This is a genomic window from Mesorhizobium sp. 8, assembly GCF_006351905.1.
Classification (GTDB): domain Bacteria; phylum Pseudomonadota; class Alphaproteobacteria; order Rhizobiales; family Rhizobiaceae; genus Mesorhizobium; species Mesorhizobium composti.
This window is the reverse complement of sequence record NZ_CP040914.1, coordinates 199,377-217,352: the sequence shown is the minus strand read 5'-3', so window position 1 is coordinate 217,352 and position 17,976 is coordinate 199,377. Positions and strand designations below refer to the sequence as shown.

Below are 17,976 nucleotides of genomic sequence, written 5' to 3'. Positions count from 1 at the left end.
ACGAACGATGAACCTGATCCGCAATTACCGTAACTGGCGCGCTTATCGCGACACGGTGACCGAACTGGATCGCCTGTCGAACCGCCAGCTTCATGATCTCGGCATCCTGCGTGACGAGATCAGGACCGTCGCCCGCAAGGCGATAGCCTAAGGAATTTCGTCAGGGTCGACCTCCTCCCCGACCCCGGCGAATACGACCAACCTTCATCCTCCTCCCGGAGGTTGGTCACCGAAACGGCGCCCGCCGGACCTCCTCCCCCGGCGGGCGTTGTTACCGGAAAAGGGTTTCGCCCCCTTTCAAATGGCGAAAGGAATTTCGTCAGAGCCGACCTCCTCCCCGGCGATGACGAATACGGCCAACCTTCATCCTCCTCCCGGAGGTTGGCCACCGAAACGGCGCCCGCCGGACCTCCTCCCCCGGCGGGCGTTGTTGCCGGAAAAGGGTTTCGCCCCCTTTCAAATGGCGAAAGGAATTTCGTCAGAGCCGACCTCCTCCCCGGCGACGACGAATAGGTCGGTCTCCTCCTCCTCCCTGAGACCGACCAGCAAAACGACACCCGCCGGACCTCCTCCCCCGGCGGGTGTTGTCGTTTCAGGGACCCTTCACGCACATTCCGCTGTCGGCCGGACACGCCCGGCGATTGCATCGGCGGCGGCAACGGACTATCTCCCGCTCCATGAGCATCGATCCCATCCATATCGTCGGCGGCGGGCTGGCAGGCTCGGAAGCCGCATGGCAGGCAGCACTTGCCGGCGTGCCCGTCGTCCTGCACGAAATGCGCCCGGTGCGTGGCACCGACGCGCACAAGACCGAAGGGCTGGCTGAACTGGTCTGCTCCAACTCCTTCCGCTCCGACGACGCCGAGACCAACGCGGTCGGCCTGCTGCATGCCGAAATGCGGCTCGGCAACTCGCTGGTGATGGCCTGCGGCGACGCGCACAAGGTGCCGGCGGGCGGCGCGCTCGCCGTCGACCGCGACGGATTCTCGGCCGCCGTGACGGCGAAGCTCGAATCGCATCCGCTGGTGAAGATCGTACGCGAGGAAGTCACCGGCCTGCCGCCCGCCGAATGGGACCAGGCGATTGTCGCCACCGGCCCGCTGACGGCGCCGTCGCTCGCCGAGGCGATCCGCACGGAGACCGGCGCCGACGCGCTGGCCTTCTTCGACGCTATCGCGCCCATCGTCCATTTCGAGACGGTCGACATGGACACCTGCTGGTTCCAGTCGCGCTACGACAAGGTCGGGCCCGGCGGCACCGGCAAGGATTACATCAACTGCCCGATGAATCGCGAGCAGTACGAGGCCTTCGTGCGGGCGCTGCTGGAGGGCGGCAAGACCGAGTTCAAGCAGTGGGAAGGAACGCCCTATTTCGACGGCTGCCTGCCCGTCGAGGTGATGGCGGAGCGCGGCGTGGAAACGCTGCGCCACGGCCCGATGAAGCCGATGGGGTTGACCAATGCCCACGATCCGGCGACGAAACCCTATGCCGTCGTACAGCTTCGCCAGGACAATGCGCTGGGCACCCTCTACAACATGGTCGGCTTCCAGACCAAGCTGAAGCACGGCGAGCAGGTGCGCGTCTTCCGCACCATTCCGGGGCTGGAGAACGCCGAGTTCGCGCGCCTCGGCGGCCTGCACCGCAACACCTACATCAACTCCCCCACCCTGCTCGACGGCACGCTGCAACTGAAGTCGCGGCCGGGCCTTCGCTTCGCCGGCCAGATCACCGGCTGCGAGGGCTATGTCGAAAGCGCCGCCATCGGGCTCCTGGCCGGACGCTTCGCCGCCGCCGCACGGCTCGGACGGCCTCTCGCCGCCCCACCGGCGACGACCGCCTTCGGCGCGCTGCTCGGCCACATCACCGGCGGGCATATCGTTTCCGACGACGAGCCAGGCAAACGCTCATTCCAGCCGATGAACGTCAATTTCGGCCTGTTCCCGCCGCTGGAAGCCGGCACGAAGCTCAAGCCGGAAGGTTTCGAGGGCCGTTTCCGCGGCAAGGATAAGGCCGTCGCCAAGAAAAAGGCGATGACGGCGCGCGCGCTGGCGGATTGCCGCGCCTGGCTGGGGCTGGAAGCGCGGGCGACTGCAGCCGAATAATCCGCCTCACCAGCCGTGCGTGGCGCGGCGAAACAACAGCCAGTGCCGGCGCCAGTGAGGCAGGCGCGGGCTTTCCCGCAGAACCGACACGCCCGCCCGCTCGACCCGGCCGAGCATGGCGCGCGTCAGCGCCAGCGGCAGGAAGGCCGGCCGCAAGCTCTCCGGCAAGGCGCCGGCCCCCTGCTCGAAGGCGGCGAGATGATCCCGCGCCAGCGCGATCATCGCCGCAAGCGCATGGGCGGCGTTCGGACCGCCGTCGCCGGTGAGGAATTCCTGCGGCGAGGAGCCGACGGACGCCAGGATATCGGCGGGAATGTAGCATTGCCCGCGTGACCGGTGCAGCGGCAAAAGCTGCAGCAGCCCAGTGACCGCCTGCGCGCAGCCGGCATGGCCGGCAAGCTCCGCGACGCCCGGCGCCGCCGCCGGATCGAGAACCAGCGCCGCCAGCTGGATCAGCGCCGAAGCGGTCTCGCCGCAATAGCCTTCGAGATCGGTGCGCGACGGCATCGGGTCGTCGTAGAGGTCGAAGATGCGGGCTTCGAGATAGTTGTCGAAGGCTTGCTTCGGCAGGTCGTATGCGGCGATCGCCCGGCGCAGCGCCTCGGCCAGCGGATGGCCGGCGCCGGCCTCCTCGCCCTCGGCCGCGATGACGTCGCGCCACCATTGCAGCCGCACCTCGCCCGGCAGCGCCTCGCGGATGCGGTCGCGCACGCCGGCGATCTCGGCATTAAAAGCGTAGAGCGCAAAAAGCGCCTCGCGCTTGTCGGCAGGTGCATAAAGGGCCGAGAGATAACGGTCGGGATCGCCGGCTCGCACCGCCCCGACCACCGGATTGCCGTTCGCGGCCATGTCAGTCGACGGCGACGAAGGCGGCGGCGACCGCGCGGTCTTCGGCCAGAAGGACGTTGTAGGTGCGCACGGCGGCACCCGTCGACATCGGATCGGCCGCGATGCCCGCTTCCTTCAAGGCGGCGCGCAGTGTCTTCGAAAGCGGCCGGATCTCCTCGCCGGTGCCGACCAGCAGGATTTCTATCCCCTCGGCTTCGGCGACGACCTTGTCGAAGTCGGCCGCCGTCAAAGCGACAGGGTCAGCCGGCTGCCAGCCATGGATGCCGGAAGGCAGGCACAGCAGCGAACCGCGATGCGACATGTCGGCGAAGCGGAAGCCGCCGTTGCCGTAGGCCTCGATCGGCGCGCGGCCCGGATAGTGGGCCGCGCGGATGACGATGCCGCTGCCGGCCATCACTTGGCCGGCAGTTGATGCGCCGCGCGCTCCTGCTCGACCATCTCCTTCTGCGTCGTCGGCCTGAGATGGAACAGGATCAGCACCGGCGCCGCAATGAAGATCGACGAGAAGGTGCCGATGAAGACGCCGAACAGCATGGAGGCGACGAAGGAGCGGATGACCTCGCCGCCGAGCAGGAACAGCGACAGCAGCGCCAGGAAGGTCGTCACCGACGTCATCGTCGTGCGCGCCAGCATCTCGTTGTCCGACAGGTCGAGCAATTGCCCAAGCGGCATCTTCTTGAACCGCCTGAGGTTCTCGCGCACACGGTCGTAGATGACGACCGTATCGTTGAGCGAATAGCCGACGATGGTGAGGATCGCCGCCACCGTCGACAGGTCGAACTGGAGTTGCGTGACGACAAGGAAGCCGAGCGTCAGCGTGATGTCATTGATCGTCGCCACGATGGAGCCGATGGCGAACTGCCATTCGAACCGCACCCAGACATAGATCAGGATGCCGCCCATGGCGGCGAGCACGCCCATGATCGCGGCCCAGGCGAGTTCGCCCGAGACCGTCGGCCCGACCAGCTCGGTGCGGCGGATGTCGTAGTCGGAGGCCAGACTGTCCTGCGCCTTCTTGACGACGGCGTCGCCCTCGCCTTCACCGGTGTCGGTGACGGCGCCGATGCGGATCAGCGCATCGCTCTTGTCGCCGAAGCCCTGGACCTGGGTTTCTCCGACGCCGGCCGCCGACAGCCGCTGGCGGATGTCGCCGACATCGGCGGTGCCGGACTTCGCCCGCACTTCGATCAGCGTGCCGCCGGTGAAGTCGATGCCGAAATTCAGCCCCTTGGTCGCCAGAAGGCCGACCGACGCGACGCACAGCAGGATGGAGACGATGAAGACCTGCAGGCGCACCCGCATGAAGGGGATGCTGGTGATTTCCGGAACGAGCCGGAAATATCCCTTCGGCACTTCCTTCGGGCGGCGGCGGCGCAGCCACTCGGCCGACAACCAGCGGGTCAGGGTGAAGGCGGTGAAGATGGTGGTCAGGATGCCGACGGCCAGCGTCACGGCGAAGCCGCGGACCGGGCCGGAACCGAGGAAGAACAGCACCGCCGCCGCGATCAGCGTGGTGATGTTGGAATCGAGGATGGTCGCCAGCGCCCGCTGGAAGCCGAGGTCGAAGGCCTGGAGGACGGAGCGGCCATCCCGTCGCTCCTCACGGATGCGTTCATAGATCAGCACGTTCGAATCGACCGCCATGCCCATGGTCAGCACGATGCCGGCGATGCCCGGAAGCGTGAGCGTCGCGCCAACGAGCGACAGGACGGCGACGATCATGGCGACGTTCGCCAACAGCGCCAGGTTGGCGAGCCAGCCGAGGAAGCCGTAGGCGCCGACCATGAAGGCGACGACGAGCACCGAGCCGACGATGGCCGACATCTTGCCGGCCTGGATCGAATCCTGGCCGAGGCCGGGGCCGACGGTGCGTTCCTCGATGACGGTCAGCGTCGCCGGCAATGCGCCGGCACGCAGCAGCACGGCAAGGTCGTTGGCGCTCTGCGGGGTGAAGTTGCCGGAAATCTGGCCGGTGCCGCCGAGGATCGGCTCACGGATCTGCGGCGCCGAAATGACGTGGTTGTCGAGGATGATGGCGAACAGCTTGCCGACGTTCTGCTGCGTGGCCTGGCCGAAGCGCGTCGCGCCCTTGCCGTCGAAGCGGAAGGAGACGACCGGCTCGTTGGTGCGCGAATCGAACGTCGCCTGCGCGTCGACGAGATTCTCGCCCGAGACGATCACGCGGTTCTCGATCAGATAGGGAACCGGCGGATCGTCCTTGGAATACATGACCGTCGAGCCTGCCGGCGGACGGCCGTTGATGGCGTCCTGCACCGGCATCGACGAGTCGACCATCTGGAAGGTCAGCTTGGCGGTCTGGCCGAGAATGTCCTTCAGGCGCTTCGGGTCCTGCAGGCCCGGCACCTGAACCAGGATGCGGTCGTTGCCCTGCCTCTGGACGATCGGCTCGGTGGTGCCGAGTTCGTTGACGCGGCGGCCGACCACCTCGATCGACTGCGCCAGCGCCGTCGAGGTGCGGTACTGGATGCCGGCATCCGTCATGGTGAAGCGCAGCAGGCCGGGCTCCGGCTCGTCCAACGTCATTTCGGTGACGGAGCCGCCGCTGAACAGGCCCGACGAAACCGGCGCGGTGAGCGACTTCAGCGCTTCCTTGGCGGCGTCGACCTGGTTGGTGTCGCGAATGCGCACCTGCACGACTCTGCCCGAGCCGGACAGGCCGGTATAGCCGATCTTGGCGTCTCGCAGCAGCGTGCGGATCTCGTCACGGCTGGTGTTCAGCCGGTCCTTGATGAGGTCGTTCTGGTCGATCTTGAGCAGGATGTGCGAGCCGCCCTGGAGGTCGAGGCCCAGCGTCATCTGCTTCTTCGGCAACCAGTCCGGCAGCTTGTCGAGCACCGACTGGGAAAAGAGATTCGGGGCGGCGAACAGCAAGCCGAGCAGGACCACTGCCCAGACCCCGATCGTCTTCCAGCGCGAAAAATAAAGCATACGTGTGTCCGTTCAGCCGCGCCGAGCGCGATCCGCCTATATTGCGGTTATTTCTTGGCGTTCTGGTTCGCCACCGGCTCGCCCTTGACGCGCACATCGGCGATGGTGGAACGCAGCGCCGTCACCTTGACGCCGCCGATGTCGACTTCCAGCTCGTTGTCGTCGACCACCTTGGTCACCTTGCCGACGAGGCCGCCGCCGGTGACGACCGTGTCGCCGCGACGGATCGCCGCCAGCATCTCGCCTCGCTTCTTCATCTGCGTGCGCTGCGGCCGGATGATGAGGAAATACATGATGACGAAGATGAGGACGAACGGCAGAATGCTGATGAAGACATCAGGCGAGGCGCCGACGCCCTGGGCGTATGCCGGTGTGACAAACATCGAAAACTCCTGCGAGGGAAAGCCGCTACCGGCCGAAAATTTGGCCGGAATATAGTCGGTAAAGCGTCTATTGCAACCGGTCTACGGCGTGTTACCGCACGCTTGTGGAGGGTTTGCCCGCCGATTGCAAGCGCCCTTGCCAAACCGGCGGCACCGTGACAGAACCGTACGGTACGGTACATATCCGGATGAAGGGACTGTCCGCCGATGCGGAACGAGGGTGGCACGATGTCAGACAAAAGCCTTGAAGCGCTGTCCGAAAAGCTCGACCGGCTGATCCACGCCGTCGAGCAGCTGGCACCGCCCTCCCCTCCGGCCACCGATCTCAAAGCGGCCGATTGCTTCGTCTGGCAGGCCGAGACCGGCTTCCTCGAACCGGTAAAACGGGTGAACCGGGTCGACATCGACCTGATCCGTGGCGTCGACCACGTCCGCGACATCCTCGTCGACAACACCGAGCGCTTCGCCGCCGGCTATGCGGCCAACAACGTGCTTTTGTGGGGCGCGCGCGGCATGGGCAAGTCCTCGCTGGTCAAGGCGGCGCATGCGGCCATCAACGCCTCGGGCAGGCACGGAGCGCCGCTCAAGCTGATCGAAATCCACCGCGAGGACATCGACACGCTGCCGAAGCTGATGGCGATCCTGAAGGCGGCGCCCTTCCGCTTCATCCTGTTTTGCGACGACCTGTCGTTCGACCACGACGACACGTCCTACAAGTCGCTCAAGGCCGCCCTTGAAGGCGGCGTCGAGGGGCGGCCGCAGAACGTCATCTTCTACGCCACCTCCAACCGCCGCCATCTCCTGCCGCGCGACATGATCGACAACGAGCGCTCCACCGCGATCAACCCGTCCGAGGCGGTCGAGGAGAAAGTGTCGCTGTCGGATCGTTTCGGCCTGTGGCTCGGCTTCCACAAATGCTCGCAGGACGATTATCTCGACATGGTGTCGGGCTACGTCCGGCACTACGGGCTGGAGATCGATGCGGATGCCCTGCGCGCCGAGGCACTCGAGTGGGCGACGACGCGCGGCAGCCGCTCCGGCCGCGTCGCCTGGCAGTTCACACAGGACCTGGCCGGCCGCCGGGGCAAGGCGCTGCAGGGCTGAGAGCCCCCTGCCCTTTCCACCGCCGACCAAGCGAAAAGGCCCGCCCCTTGCAGGGCGGGCGAAGCCTGCGCAGCGGACTGGAGGTCAGGCGCTGTGCAACGGTTGTTGTTGTTCTATTCCAGCAGGGTCCGGGGATCGACCGGTGCCGAGTTCTTGCGCACCTCGAAGTGCAGTTGCGGCGATTTGGCGTCGCCGCTCATGCCCGACTGGGCGATCTCCTGGCCGCGCTTGACCTTCTGGCCGCGCTTGACCTCAAGCGACGAGGCGTGGCCGTAGACGGTGACGAGGCCGTCGTCATGGCGCACCAGCACCGTGTTGCCGAATTCCTTCAGGCCGTCGCCGGCATAGATGACGACGCCGTTCTCGGCTGCCTTGATCGGCGTTCCTTCCGGCACGGCGATATCGATGCCGTCCTTGCCGGAGCCGAAGGCGGAGATGACGCGGCCGCGGACCGGCCAGCGCATCTTGCCGATGCCTGTCGAATCGGGCGCGTCGACGTCCTCGCTCTCTGCCTGCTTGATGACCTTGGCGGCCTGCTTCGGCGGCGTGTAGGCGGCAACCTTCTCGCTCGGCGTCGCCTCGGCAGGCGGCGGCGTGGAGCCGGTCTTGACCGGATCGACCTTGGCGGGCGCGGCGGCGGCGACCGTCGTTGCGGCGGCGCCCGCGGCCGGCAGCTTCAAGGTCTGGCCGATGCGGATCAGGCCGTCGTTCATGCCGTTCGCCTGCTTCAGCGCGGTGACGCCGACGCCGGTCTTGCGGGCGATCGCCGACAGCGTGTCGCCCTGCTGCACCGTATAGGTGCCGGCAGCGGCCGTCTTGACGGGTTTCGTCTTGGTGTCGGAGGCGGCCGAGGCGTCGAGCTGGGCCGGCGCCTTGCCGTCCTTGACCTTCGGCTGCTGCGGCAGCACAGCGACCTTGGTCGGGGCGCTGACCGGGACCGGCAGCTTCTCGGCCGGAATATCGGATTTCACGCCCCTGGAGGACTTGGCGTCCGCCACCTTCGGATTGTTGTCGGGAGCGGAAACCGGCGCCTTGGCCGAATAGACATAGGTCGGGATGACCAGCTTCTGACCGGCCTGCAGGCCGTCGGCGGAAGCAAGGCCGTTGGTCTTCATGATGATGTTGGCCGGCACGCCGTAGCGGCGCGACAGGTTGTAGACCGTTTCACCATCTCGGACGGTGATCTGGGTGCCGCCGGCACGCGACCAGCCTTTCGGCTCGCCGTCCTCGATGGCCACCTTCGCCGCCTCGGCCTTGCCGGGCAGCTTCAGCGTGTTGGCGGGAGCGACCGTGCCGGTGACGGTGTTGTCGAGCTTCTGCGTCGCCGCGGTCTTGACTTGCCTGGCGGCCGCCGGAGCGGTCTCGGCGACCGGCGGCAGCGCCTGGACCTGGACGGGCTGAATGCTGGACCGGCTGATCGATTGGGAATAGCTGCCGTCCACCGGCGCGGCGGCAATGGTATCGCCGGGATAAGGCTGGGCGGTCGGCTGCTTGTCGATGATGGCGCGCTGGTTGGGGGTCGAGGCCGTGGCGACGGGATCGAGACCGTCGCTGAACCGCGCCACCTGCGAACTGCAACCCGAAACCGCGCCGGCGACCATCAAGACGGCGCAGCCGCGCGCCAGATTGCGTCCATTCACCCTCAAGACACTGAAACGCATCGCACTTTACCCGCATACCCGGTACAGACTGGGCATGATTAAAGCGCGTTAATGTTACCGGTCGGTTAAACGCCCGGAATCGAGCGAAATTTTCTTAAAAGTTTTGTCCGGATCACGGCGGCGGCTGTTCGGTCAGATCACGGCGGCGACTTGTTAGTCAGATCACGGCGGCGACGCCGGGCAGGATCGGCTGCAGCCGCACGATGCCGATGTCCTCGCGCTCGAAGCGCGAGCCGACCTTGGTCAGCTTGGCCACCACCTGCTCGCCCTCCTCCGGGCCGATCGGCGCGATCACCGTGCCGCCGCTGGAAAGCTGGTCGAGCAGGAAGCGCGGCAGGCTGTCGAACGCCGCCCAGGCGACGATGCGGTCGAACGGCCCTTCGTTCGGCAAGCCGTTGGTGCCGTCGGCCTGGCGGGCGACGACATTGGCGATGCCCAGCGCCTCGAAGCGCTGCCTCGCCTGTTCGACCAGCGTCTTGTAGCGGTCGATGGTCACCACGCGTCCGGCCAGCCTCGCCATCACGGCGGCGGTGAAACCCGAGCCGGTGCCGATCTCCAGCACGCGGTTGCCCGGCTCCAGCGCCAGCGCGGCGATCACCGCCGCCTGCAGGTCGGCGCCCTCCATCGCCTCGCCGCACTCGATCGGCAGCATGCGGTCGCTCCAGGCGATCGAATGGTAGAGCCCGTCGAGGAAGCCGCGCCGCGGCGTCGCCTCGAAGGCGGCGATCAGCGCCTTGGGCACGCTGCCCTTGCCGCGCAGCCGCAAAAGCAACGCGGCAAATCCCTCCCGATCCTCGATCGTGGTTCCCTGGTTCATGAGAGCGCCTTGGCCAAGCGGTCCTTCACTTCATAGGCGGTAAGGTCGAGATGCAGCGGCGTCACCGAGACGAAGCCGTTGCGCAGCGCCTCCAGGTCGGAGCCGGCCTTGCTCTCGGCCGGCTCGCGGCCGAAGCGCATCCAGTAATAGGGAATGCCGCGGCCGTCGCGGCGCTCGTCCAGCCACAGGCTGTGGACCAGCCGCCCCTGCGAGGTGACGACGGTGCCGGCGACCTTTTCCGGCGCGACGTTGGGGAAATTGACGTTGAGCAGCACGCCGTCCGGCAGCGGCGTCGAAACCAGCCTGTCGAGCAGAGCCGGCGCCAGCGCCTCGGCCGTCTCGTAAGGCACGTGGCGGTCCTCGCCGACATAAGTGTAGGCCTGGCTGACGGCGATGGAGCGGATGCCGAGCAGCGCGCCTTCCATGGCGCCCGCCACAGTGCCCGAATAGGTCACGTCGTCGGCGAGGTTGGCGCCCGAATTGATGCCCGACAGGATCAGGTCCGGCATGCCGGGCAGGACTTTCTTCGCGCCCATGATGACGCAATCGGTCGGCGTGCCGCGCACGGCGTAATGGCGTTCGCCGACCCGGCGCAGCCTGAGCGGCTCCGACAGCGACAGCGAGTGGGCATAGCCCGACTGGTCCATTTCCGGCGCCACCACCCACACATCGTCGGAAAGCTGGCGCGCGACGCGCTCCAGTGAGGCAAGTCCGTCGGCGTGGATGCCGTCGTCGTTGGTAAGCAGAATGCGCATCAGTTCTTTTCGATCTTTTCCAGCCCGCCCATGTAAGGACGCAGCGCTTCAGGAATGGTTACGCTGCCGTCCTCGTTCTGGTAATTTTCCATGACGGCGATCAGCGCGCGGCCGACGGCTGTGCCGGAGCCGTTCAGCGTGTGGACGAAGAGGTTGCCCTTGCCGTCCCTGTCCTTGTAGCGGGCGTTCATGCGGCGCGCCTGGAAATCGCCGCAGACCGAGCAGGACGAAATCTCGCGATAGCTGTTTTGGCCGGGCAGCCAGACCTCGATGTCGTAGGTCTTCTGCGCACCGAAGCCCATGTCGCCGGTGCACAGCGCCACCGTGCGGAACGGCAGTTCCAGCTTCTTCAGCACCGCCTCGGCGCATTCGGTCATGCGCTCGTGCTCGGCGAGCGAGCTTTCCTGGTCGGTGATCGAGACGAGTTCGACCTTATAGAACTGGTGCTGGCGCAGCATGCCGCGCGTGTCGCGCCCGGCCGAGCCGGCCTCGGAGCGGAAGCACGGCGTGAGCGCCGTATAACGCAGCGGAAGCTTGTCGTGCGCGGTGATCTCCTCGCGGACGAGGTTGGTCAGCGGCACCTCGGCGGTGGGGATGAGGCCGAGCCGACTTTCGCCGTGCGGGGTAAAGAACAGGTCTTCCTCGAACTTCGGCAACTGCCCGGTACCGTAGAGCGCCTCCTCGCGTACCATCAGCGGCGGCTGCACTTCCGTATAGCCGTGCTCGGTGGTGTGCGTGTCCAGCATGAACTGGCCGAGCGCGCGTTCCAGCCGCGCCAGCTTGCCGGACAGCACGGTGAAGCGCGAGCCGGAAAGCTTCGCGGCGCGCTCGAAATCCATCATGCCCAGCCGCTCGCCGATCTCGAAATGCTCCTTCGGCTTGTTGCCCATGCGCGGCTGGCGTTCGGCGATCAGCGCCTCGCCGAAGCGGCGCACCTCGACATTGTCATGCTCGTCGGCGCCGAGCGGCACGTCGTCCAGCGGCACGTTGGGCAGAACGGAGAGCGCGTCGTTCAGCGCCTTGTCCAGCTCGCGCTCGCGCGCCTCGCCGTTCTGGATGAAGGCCTTGATCTCGTTGACCTCGCCTTTCAGCGTCTCGGCCAGTTCCATGTTCTTGTCGCGCATGGCATTGCCGATCTCCTTCGAGGCGGCGTTGCGGCGCTCCTGCTTGGCCTGGAGTTCGCCCAGATGCGCGCGGCGCGCCTCGTCCTTGGCGAGCACGTCGTCGACGGTGGACTGCGCCGACGCCGCATAGGACGGGCGCTTGGCCAGCGCGTCGGCCAGAGCCTGCGGATTGTCGCGAATCCATTTGATGTCGAGCATGAGAAAACCGTCCTGAATTGGCGCCCTGCGGGGTAAACCGCAACGGCTGGCGATGCAAGAGCCAGAGCATTCCGTGGGGCAAGCGCGGGAGGCGAAGCGCAAGCCGGCGTCGCGGCAGTGGAAAACTGCGCCCGAAGCCGGCGCTTCGTCGAGCGCCCACCTTGCCAAACGCTTGCCTTTCCGGCTAATTCCGCCCGCATTCCCAACCTGATCGCGCGGCGTCCGCGCGGGAGTGCCGAGCGATGTCCCTTCCCGAAAAGGCCTTTCCCGTTTCCTGGGACCAGTTTCACCGCGACGCGCGCGCGCTGGCGTGGCGGCTGGCGGGCCAGAACGGCCAGTGGAAGGCGATCGTGTGCATTACCCGCGGCGGGCTGGTGCCGGCTGCCATTATCTCACGCGAACTCGGCATCCGCGTCATCGAGACCGTCTCGGTCGCCTCCTATCACTACTACACCAGCCAGGGGCAGATGCAGGTGCTGAAGGAGATCACCCCTGCCCTTCTGGCCGACGAGGGCGCAGGCGTGCTCATCATCGACGACCTGACCGACACCGGCAAGACCGCCGGCGTGGTGCGCGCCATGCTGCCGAAGGCGCATTTCGCCACCGTCTACGCCAAGCCGAAAGGCCGGCCGCTGGTCGACACCTTCGTCACCGAGGTCAGCCAGGACACCTGGATCTACTTCCCGTGGGACATGGGCTTCACCTACCAGAAGCCGATCGCCGACGACCACGCCGGCTAAATCCTCACTACCCCCCGACACGTCACGGAACTGTCGCAAAAGCGCGACGCTTGTCGCCTATGCTGCGAAAAGCCTGCGATTCGTGCAATTTTTTACTTTCTCTGCATATAATTGCGGCTACGATTCGTAAGACGGCAAATCATTTTCCGGGCTGGGCAGCTCGCATGCGGGAACCTCGGACATACAGTCAGCCAGCAGAGCAAAGCCAGATGGCCGAGCGGGTGCGCAAACTGTTCGGCTCGGTCCCATGCCGGCTCCAAGTCGCCGCCCTGCCTTGGCGCATGAATGGAAAAGGCGTCGAGATCCTGCTGATCACCAGCCGCGATACCGGGCGCTGGGTGCTGCCGAAAGGCTGGCCGGAAGCGCGCGAGCCGCTCAGCGAAGCCGCCGCCCGCGAGGCCGTTGAGGAAGCCGGGCTGACCGGCACCATTTCCCACATCGAGGCCGGGCGTTATTTCTACGCCAAGGGACTGGCCTCGGGCGAAGAAGTGCCGTGCGAGGTGCTGGTGTTTCCGCTCAAGGTCGACGCGATGGCCGGCAAGTGGAAGGAACGCCACGAGCGCGAGCGGCGCTGGGTCGGCGCGCCGGAAGCGGCCGGCATGGTCAAGGAACCGGACCTCGGCCGGATCATCGCCCGATTCTCGGCCGATCCGGCAGCGTTCGCGGCATAGAGCCAGGCCCATCCGCCGGCGGACGCGGCGGGCAGATTCCATCCCCGTTATCCACATGCGTGACACACAATATGTTGGGGTCACAAATTCGATAAAAACGACTCCTTGACGAGCCGGGGCGAGTCGCCTTTTATAGGTCACGCGCCCTTGTTGAGGACGCGACCGGAAAGTTCAGAGCCCGGTCTTTTTTCCAGATTTCAGTGCGTTTTCCCGCATTTTCGCCCGTTCACGAGGCCGGCGAGAGCGTGGGGATTTGGTGCCTTGGCGACAGCGAAAAGGAGGATTGTCGGACTGGAATAAATTGTCTGTTAACACTATATTTAGTGTTTGCGGGTAGGTTCGACACCATATAAAGTAAGTCGGCTTCGACATGACGTCGGGCACAGTTTTCAGTTTTGAGGGACCCGCCGGGTCCTTGCCCTACCCCGCAAAGGCGATGAAACGCCGAACGGCCAGGGCACCGGAACCGGCACGAATGGAGGGTCGGATGGGCCTTGGCGCATCCGGCGAACGGCGGACCTGCGCCTTGCGGTACGGAAGACGGGAAATCCGCCGCAAAAAGCGCTATATATAGACAAAGGGACACGACGACGATGCGCATCGAGCGGCACTTCACCAAGGCGGGCCAATCTCCCTATGCGGAGATCGAATTCCGCAAGGCCCTGTCGGAGATCAAGAATCCCGACGGTTCGGTGGTGTTCCGCCTCGACGACATCGACGTGCCGGCGCAGTTTTCCCAGGTCGCCGCCGACATCCTGGCGCAGAAGTATTTCCGCAAGGCCGGCGTGCCCGCGCGCCTGAAGAAGATCGAGGAGAACGACGTCCCCTCCTTCCTGTGGCGCTCGGTGGCCGACGAGGCTGAGCTTGCCAAGCTGCCCGAGGCCGAGCGCTACGGTTCCGAGCGCGACGCGCGGCAGGTCTTCGACCGGCTGTCCGGCACCTGGACCTACTGGGGCTGGAAGGGCGGCTACTTCAAGAGCGAGGACGACGCGCTGGCCTTCCGCGACGAGCTTGCCTACATGCTCGCCACCCAGCGCGTGGCGCCGAACTCGCCGCAGTGGTTCAACACTGGCCTCCACTGGGCCTATGGCATCGACGGCCCCGGCCAGGGCCATTTCTACGTCGATCCCTTCACCGGCAAGCTGACCAAGTCGAAGTCGGCCTACGAGCATCCGCAGCCGCATGCCTGCTTCATCCAGTCCGTCGGCGACGACCTCGTCAACGAGGGCGGCATCATGGACCTGTGGGTGCGCGAGGCGCGCCTGTTCAAGTATGGCTCCGGCACCGGCTCCAACTTCTCGCACCTGCGCGGCGAAGGCGAGCGGCTTTCGGGCGGCGGCAAGTCTTCCGGCCTGATGAGCTTCCTGAAGATCGGCGACCGCGCCGCCGGCGCCATCAAGTCGGGCGGCACGACGCGCCGCGCCGCCAAGATGGTCATCGTCGACGCCGACCACCCGGACATCGAGGCCTTCATCGACTGGAAGGTCAAGGAGGAGCAGAAGGTCGCCGCCCTCGTCACCGGCTCCAAGATCGTCAAGAAGCACCTCGACGCCATCATGAAGGCCTGCGTCAACTGCGAAGGCAGCGACGACGACTGCTTTGACCCGGCCATCAACACCGCGCTCAAGCGCGCCATCAAGGCGGCCAAGAAGGACGCCGTGCCGGAGAACTACGTCCAGCGCGTCATCCAGTTCGCGCGCCAGGGCTACACCACCATCCAGTTCTCGACCTACGACACCGACTGGGATTCGGAAGCCTACCTCACGGTTTCCGGCCAGAACTCGAACAACTCCGTCTCGCTGAAGGACGACTTCCTGCGCGCCGTCGAGAAGGACGAGGCGTGGAAGCTGATCCGCCGCATCGACGGCAAGGTGCACAAGGAAATCCCGGCGCGCGAGCTGTGGGAGAAGATCGGCTACGCCGCCTGGGCCTCGGCCGATCCGGGCCTGCACTTCAACACGACGATGAACGACTGGCACACCTGTGCGGCGGCCGGCGCCATCCGCGCCTCCAACCCGTGCTCGGAATACATGTTCCTTGACGACACGGCCTGCAACCTCGCCTCGATCAACCTTCTGCCCTACCGCAAGGCAGACGGCACGTTCGACATCGCCGCCTACGAGCACAGCGTTCGCCTGTGGACCATCGTGCTGGAAGTCTCGGTGATGATGGCGCAGTTCCCGTCGAAGGAAATTGCAAAACTCTCCTACGACTACCGCACGCTCGGCCTCGGCTACGCCAACATCGGCGGCCTGCTGATGACCTCCGGCATCCCCTACGATTCGGACGAGGGCCGCGCCATCTGCGCCGCACTCACCGCCATCATGACCGGCACGGCCTATGCCACCTCGGCCGAGATGGCCTCCGAACTCGGCGCCTTCCCGGACTATGACCGCAACGCCGACAACATGCTGCGCGTCATGCGCAACCACCGCCGCGCCGCCTATGGCGACAAGGCCGGCTACGAGAAGCTGTCGGTCGACCCGGTGCCGCTCGTCCATGCCGACCTGAAGCAGGCCGAACTCGGCGAGCATGCCAAGGCCGCCTGGGACCGCGCCATCGAGCTCGGCGAGGAACACGGCTACCGCAACGCGCAAGCGACCGTGATCGCGCCGACCGGCACGATCGGCCTGGTCATGGACTGCGACACCACCGGCATCGAGCCCGACTTCGCGCTGGTGAAGTTCAAGAAGCTGGCCGGCGGCGGCTACTTCAAGATCATCAACGCCGCGGTGCCGGAGGCGCTGCGCACGCTGGGCTATTCGGAAAGCCAGATCGCCGAGATCGACGCCTATGCCGTCGGCCACGGCAACCTGAACCAGGCGCCCGCCATCAACCCCTCGACGCTCAAGGCAAAAGGCTTCACCGACGAGAAGATCGCGGCGCTCAACGCGGCGCTGAAGTCGGCCTTCGACATCAAGTTCGTGTTCAACCAGTGGACGCTCGGCGCCGACTGGGTGAAGACGACGCTCGGTTTCACCGACGAGCAGCTCAACGACTTCTCCTTCGAGATGCTGCCGGCGCTCGGCTTCACCCGCAAGGAGATCGAGGCCGCCAACATCCATGTCTGCGGCGCCATGACGCTGGAAGGCGCGCCCTTCCTGAAGGCCGAGCACTATCCTGTGTTCGACTGCGCCAACCCCTGCGGCAAGATCGGCAAGCGCTACCTTTCGGTCGAGAGCCACATCCGCATGATGGCGGCCGCCCAGCCCTTCATCTCGGGCGCCATTTCCAAGACCATCAACATGCCGAACGAGGCGACCGTCGAGGACGCCAAGAACGCCTACATGCTGTCCTGGAAGCTGGCGCTGAAGGCCAACGCTCTCTACCGCGACGGCTCCAAGCTGTCGCAGCCGCTCAACGCCTCGCTGATCGCCGACGACGAGGACGACGAGGACGAGGCGCTGGAGACGCTGGTCGCGGCACCGGCCGCCGCCAAGGCGGTGCAGGTGACGGAGAAGATCGTCGAGCGCATCGTCGAGCGGCTCTACCGCGACCGCGAGAAGCTGCCGAACCGCCGCAAGGGCTACACCCAGAAGGCCGTCATCGGCGGGCATAAGGTGTATCTGCGCACCGGCGAGTTCGACGACGGGCGGCTCGGCGAGATCTTCATCGACATGCACAAGGAAGGTGCTGCCTTCCGCGCCATGATGAACAACTTCGCCATCGCCATCTCGCTCGGCCTGCAATACGGCGTGCCGCTGGAGGAATATGTCGAGGCCTTCACCTTCACCAAGTTCGAGCCGGCCGGCATGGTCATCGGCAACGACGCGATCAAGAACGCCACGTCGATCCTCGACTACGTGTTCCGCGAGCTTGCCGTCTCCTACCTCAGCCGCAACGACCTCGCCCATGTCGACCAGTCGGATCTCGACAAGACGGCACTTGGCCGTGGCATTTCGGAAGGCAAGGCGACGCCGTTCTCACGCGGCCTCTATCGCGGCGCCTCGCCGGTGAAGCTGGTGTCGGGCGCGACCGGAGAGCCGAAAGGCTTCGGCGGGGGTTCGGCCCCCTCCGGGACCGCCACCCCTGCCCGCGCGGCGCCCACGGCGGCGTTTTCCGGCTCCAACGTGCTGGCGCTGAAGCCGGCGGCGGAGGACGCGCTCGCCTTCAAGCGCGACTACGAGGAGCGGGCGAAGGAACTGGCCGAGGAGATCGAGGAAGACAGCCCGCCGGACCTGTTCGAGAGCAACGAACCGTCCGCCACCACGGCGCTGTTCACCGACAAGGCCGAAGCCGACGCCGCCGCCGCCAAAACGCTCGCCGCCACCCGCCGGCAACAGTCGCTGATGCAGGGCTACACCGGCAACGAATGCTCCGAGTGCCACAACTTCACGATGGTGCGGAACGGGACGTGCGAGAAGTGTGACACTTGCGGAAGTACATCGGGCTGCTCATGATATGCCGACCGCATGGTTGGCATACTTCTTGAGGCGCTTAACAGCCTGAGCAGTCGGGGGCGGCGCGCCCTCAATAGCGCCGTAGCCGCCCCCGACTGTGACTGCGTGGTGTACGCTCTACAGGTGAGTGATTACGTTGATGCCACGCTCCCGGACCCGTCCGCAGGACGGGCTTTGAAAGTCCGAGGTCTACGACGGGGACGCTGAATTCACTGTCGCCCCC

General features: G+C 65.9%; 14 protein-coding genes. 6 read left to right on the top strand and 8 right to left on the bottom strand.

What is annotated here, in order from left to right; translation table 11 throughout:
* The first annotated feature begins 7 nt into the window (after positions 1 to 7).
* A complete protein-coding gene (locus tag FGU64_RS01100; RefSeq protein ID WP_136355241.1) occupies positions 8 to 151 on the top strand; it encodes a DUF1127 domain-containing protein in 144 nt (47 codons plus the stop codon).
* A gap of 526 nt (positions 152 to 677) precedes the next feature.
* Positions 678 to 2,102, top strand: coding sequence for a methylenetetrahydrofolate--tRNA-(uracil(54)-C(5))-methyltransferase (FADH(2)-oxidizing) TrmFO (gene trmFO, locus FGU64_RS01095; protein WP_139950557.1), 1,425 nt, complete (start codon positions 678 to 680; stop codon positions 2,100 to 2,102).
* A 6-nt stretch (positions 2,103 to 2,108) separates the two neighbouring features.
* On the opposite strand, the gene FGU64_RS01090 is transcribed toward trmFO, so the two are convergent.
* The 4 genes from FGU64_RS01090 to yajC are packed head-to-tail and all read right to left on the bottom strand — an operon-like array spanning position 2,109 to position 6,283.
* A complete protein-coding gene (locus tag FGU64_RS01090; RefSeq protein ID WP_139950556.1) occupies positions 2,109 to 2,951 on the bottom strand; it encodes a phytoene/squalene synthase family protein in 843 nt (280 codons plus the stop codon).
* Position 2,952: 1 nt separating this feature from the next.
* Complete coding sequence (locus tag FGU64_RS01085; protein ID WP_139950555.1) at positions 2,953 to 3,345, bottom strand: Mth938-like domain-containing protein; 393 nt, start codon at positions 3,343 to 3,345, stop codon at positions 2,953 to 2,955.
* Positions 3,345 to 5,900, bottom strand: a complete 2,556-nt coding sequence (gene secDF, locus FGU64_RS01080; RefSeq protein WP_139950554.1) for a protein translocase subunit SecDF — start codon at positions 5,898 to 5,900, stop codon at positions 3,345 to 3,347. Before secDF ends, FGU64_RS01085 begins: the two co-directional genes overlap by 1 nt.
* Positions 5,901 to 5,947: 47 nt before the next feature.
* Positions 5,948 to 6,283, bottom strand: a complete 336-nt coding sequence (yajC, locus tag FGU64_RS01075) for a preprotein translocase subunit YajC (protein WP_136355230.1) — start codon at positions 6,281 to 6,283, stop codon at positions 5,948 to 5,950.
* Between the two features lie 228 nt (positions 6,284 to 6,511).
* On the opposite strand from yajC, the gene FGU64_RS01070 reads away from it, so the two are divergent.
* Entirely contained in the window at positions 6,512 to 7,387 is an 876-nt protein-coding gene (locus FGU64_RS01070; protein WP_139950553.1) for an ATP-binding protein, read from the top strand.
* 113 nt (positions 7,388 to 7,500) lie between these two features.
* Here FGU64_RS01070 and FGU64_RS01065 read toward each other — a convergent pair whose 3' ends face one another.
* From FGU64_RS01065 to serS, 4 genes are all read right to left on the bottom strand, one after another.
* On the bottom strand, positions 7,501 to 9,048 hold the full coding sequence (locus FGU64_RS01065; protein WP_139950552.1) for a peptidoglycan DD-metalloendopeptidase family protein: 1,548 nt from the start codon (positions 9,046 to 9,048) through the stop codon (positions 7,501 to 7,503).
* 157 nt (positions 9,049 to 9,205) lie between these two features.
* The gene (locus tag FGU64_RS01060) at positions 9,206 to 9,865 is read right to left on the bottom strand and encodes a protein-L-isoaspartate(D-aspartate) O-methyltransferase (protein WP_139950551.1); all 660 of its coding nucleotides are present in this window, start codon (positions 9,863 to 9,865) and stop codon (positions 9,206 to 9,208) included.
* Positions 9,862 to 10,620 (bottom strand): 5'/3'-nucleotidase SurE, encoded by a 759-nt coding sequence (gene surE / locus FGU64_RS01055; RefSeq protein WP_139950550.1) that lies wholly within the window; start codon positions 10,618 to 10,620, stop codon positions 9,862 to 9,864. The genes FGU64_RS01060 and surE overlap by 4 nt, the downstream gene beginning before the upstream one ends.
* Entirely contained in the window at positions 10,620 to 11,942 is a 1,323-nt protein-coding gene (gene serS, locus FGU64_RS01050; protein WP_139950549.1) for a serine--tRNA ligase, read from the bottom strand. The genes surE and serS overlap by 1 nt, the downstream gene beginning before the upstream one ends.
* Before the next feature lie 242 nt (positions 11,943 to 12,184).
* Here serS and gpt point away from each other — a divergent pair, with 242 nt between their 5' ends.
* The 3 genes from gpt to FGU64_RS01035 all read left to right on the top strand — a co-directional run bounded on the left by gpt (position 12,185) and on the right by FGU64_RS01035 (position 17,753).
* Positions 12,185 to 12,682: a xanthine phosphoribosyltransferase gene (gene gpt / locus FGU64_RS01045; RefSeq protein ID WP_139950548.1), complete on the top strand. Its 498-nt coding sequence runs from the start codon at positions 12,185 to 12,187 to the stop codon at positions 12,680 to 12,682.
* 209 nt (positions 12,683 to 12,891) lie between these two features.
* On the top strand, positions 12,892 to 13,353 hold the full coding sequence (locus FGU64_RS01040; RefSeq protein WP_139950547.1) for an NUDIX hydrolase: 462 nt from the start codon (positions 12,892 to 12,894) through the stop codon (positions 13,351 to 13,353).
* Positions 13,354 to 13,946: 593 nt separating this feature from the next.
* On the top strand, positions 13,947 to 17,753 hold the full coding sequence (locus FGU64_RS01035) for a vitamin B12-dependent ribonucleotide reductase (RefSeq protein WP_139950546.1): 3,807 nt from the start codon (positions 13,947 to 13,949) through the stop codon (positions 17,751 to 17,753).
* Positions 17,754 to 17,976 lie beyond the last annotated feature (223 nt).

Bases quoted from the DNA above. Each gene is read 5' to 3' on its own strand.
- FGU64_RS01100 (WP_136355241.1), top strand. From the start codon at position 8: ATGAACCTGATCCGCAATTACCGTAACTGGCGCGCTTATCGCGACACG.
- trmFO (WP_139950557.1), top strand. From the start codon at position 678: ATGAGCATCGATCCCATCCATATCGTCGGCGGCGGGCTGGCAGGCTCG.
- FGU64_RS01090 (WP_139950556.1), bottom strand. From the start codon at position 2,951: ATGGCCGCGAACGGCAATCCGGTGGTCGGGGCGGTGCGAGCCGGCGAT.
- FGU64_RS01085 (WP_139950555.1), bottom strand. From the start codon at position 3,345: ATGGCCGGCAGCGGCATCGTCATCCGCGCGGCCCACTATCCGGGCCGC.
- secDF (WP_139950554.1), bottom strand. From the start codon at position 5,900: ATGCTTTATTTTTCGCGCTGGAAGACGATCGGGGTCTGGGCAGTGGTC.
- yajC (WP_136355230.1), bottom strand. From the start codon at position 6,283: ATGTTTGTCACACCGGCATACGCCCAGGGCGTCGGCGCCTCGCCTGAT.
- FGU64_RS01070 (WP_139950553.1), top strand. From the start codon at position 6,512: ATGTCAGACAAAAGCCTTGAAGCGCTGTCCGAAAAGCTCGACCGGCTG.
- FGU64_RS01065 (WP_139950552.1), bottom strand. From the start codon at position 9,048: ATGCGTTTCAGTGTCTTGAGGGTGAATGGACGCAATCTGGCGCGCGGC.
- FGU64_RS01060 (WP_139950551.1), bottom strand. From the start codon at position 9,865: ATGAACCAGGGAACCACGATCGAGGATCGGGAGGGATTTGCCGCGTTG.
- surE (WP_139950550.1), bottom strand. From the start codon at position 10,620: ATGCGCATTCTGCTTACCAACGACGACGGCATCCACGCCGACGGACTT.
- serS (WP_139950549.1), bottom strand. From the start codon at position 11,942: ATGCTCGACATCAAATGGATTCGCGACAATCCGCAGGCTCTGGCCGAC.
- gpt (WP_139950548.1), top strand. From the start codon at position 12,185: ATGTCCCTTCCCGAAAAGGCCTTTCCCGTTTCCTGGGACCAGTTTCAC.
- FGU64_RS01040 (WP_139950547.1), top strand. From the start codon at position 12,892: ATGGCCGAGCGGGTGCGCAAACTGTTCGGCTCGGTCCCATGCCGGCTC.
- FGU64_RS01035 (WP_139950546.1), top strand. From the start codon at position 13,947: ATGCGCATCGAGCGGCACTTCACCAAGGCGGGCCAATCTCCCTATGCG.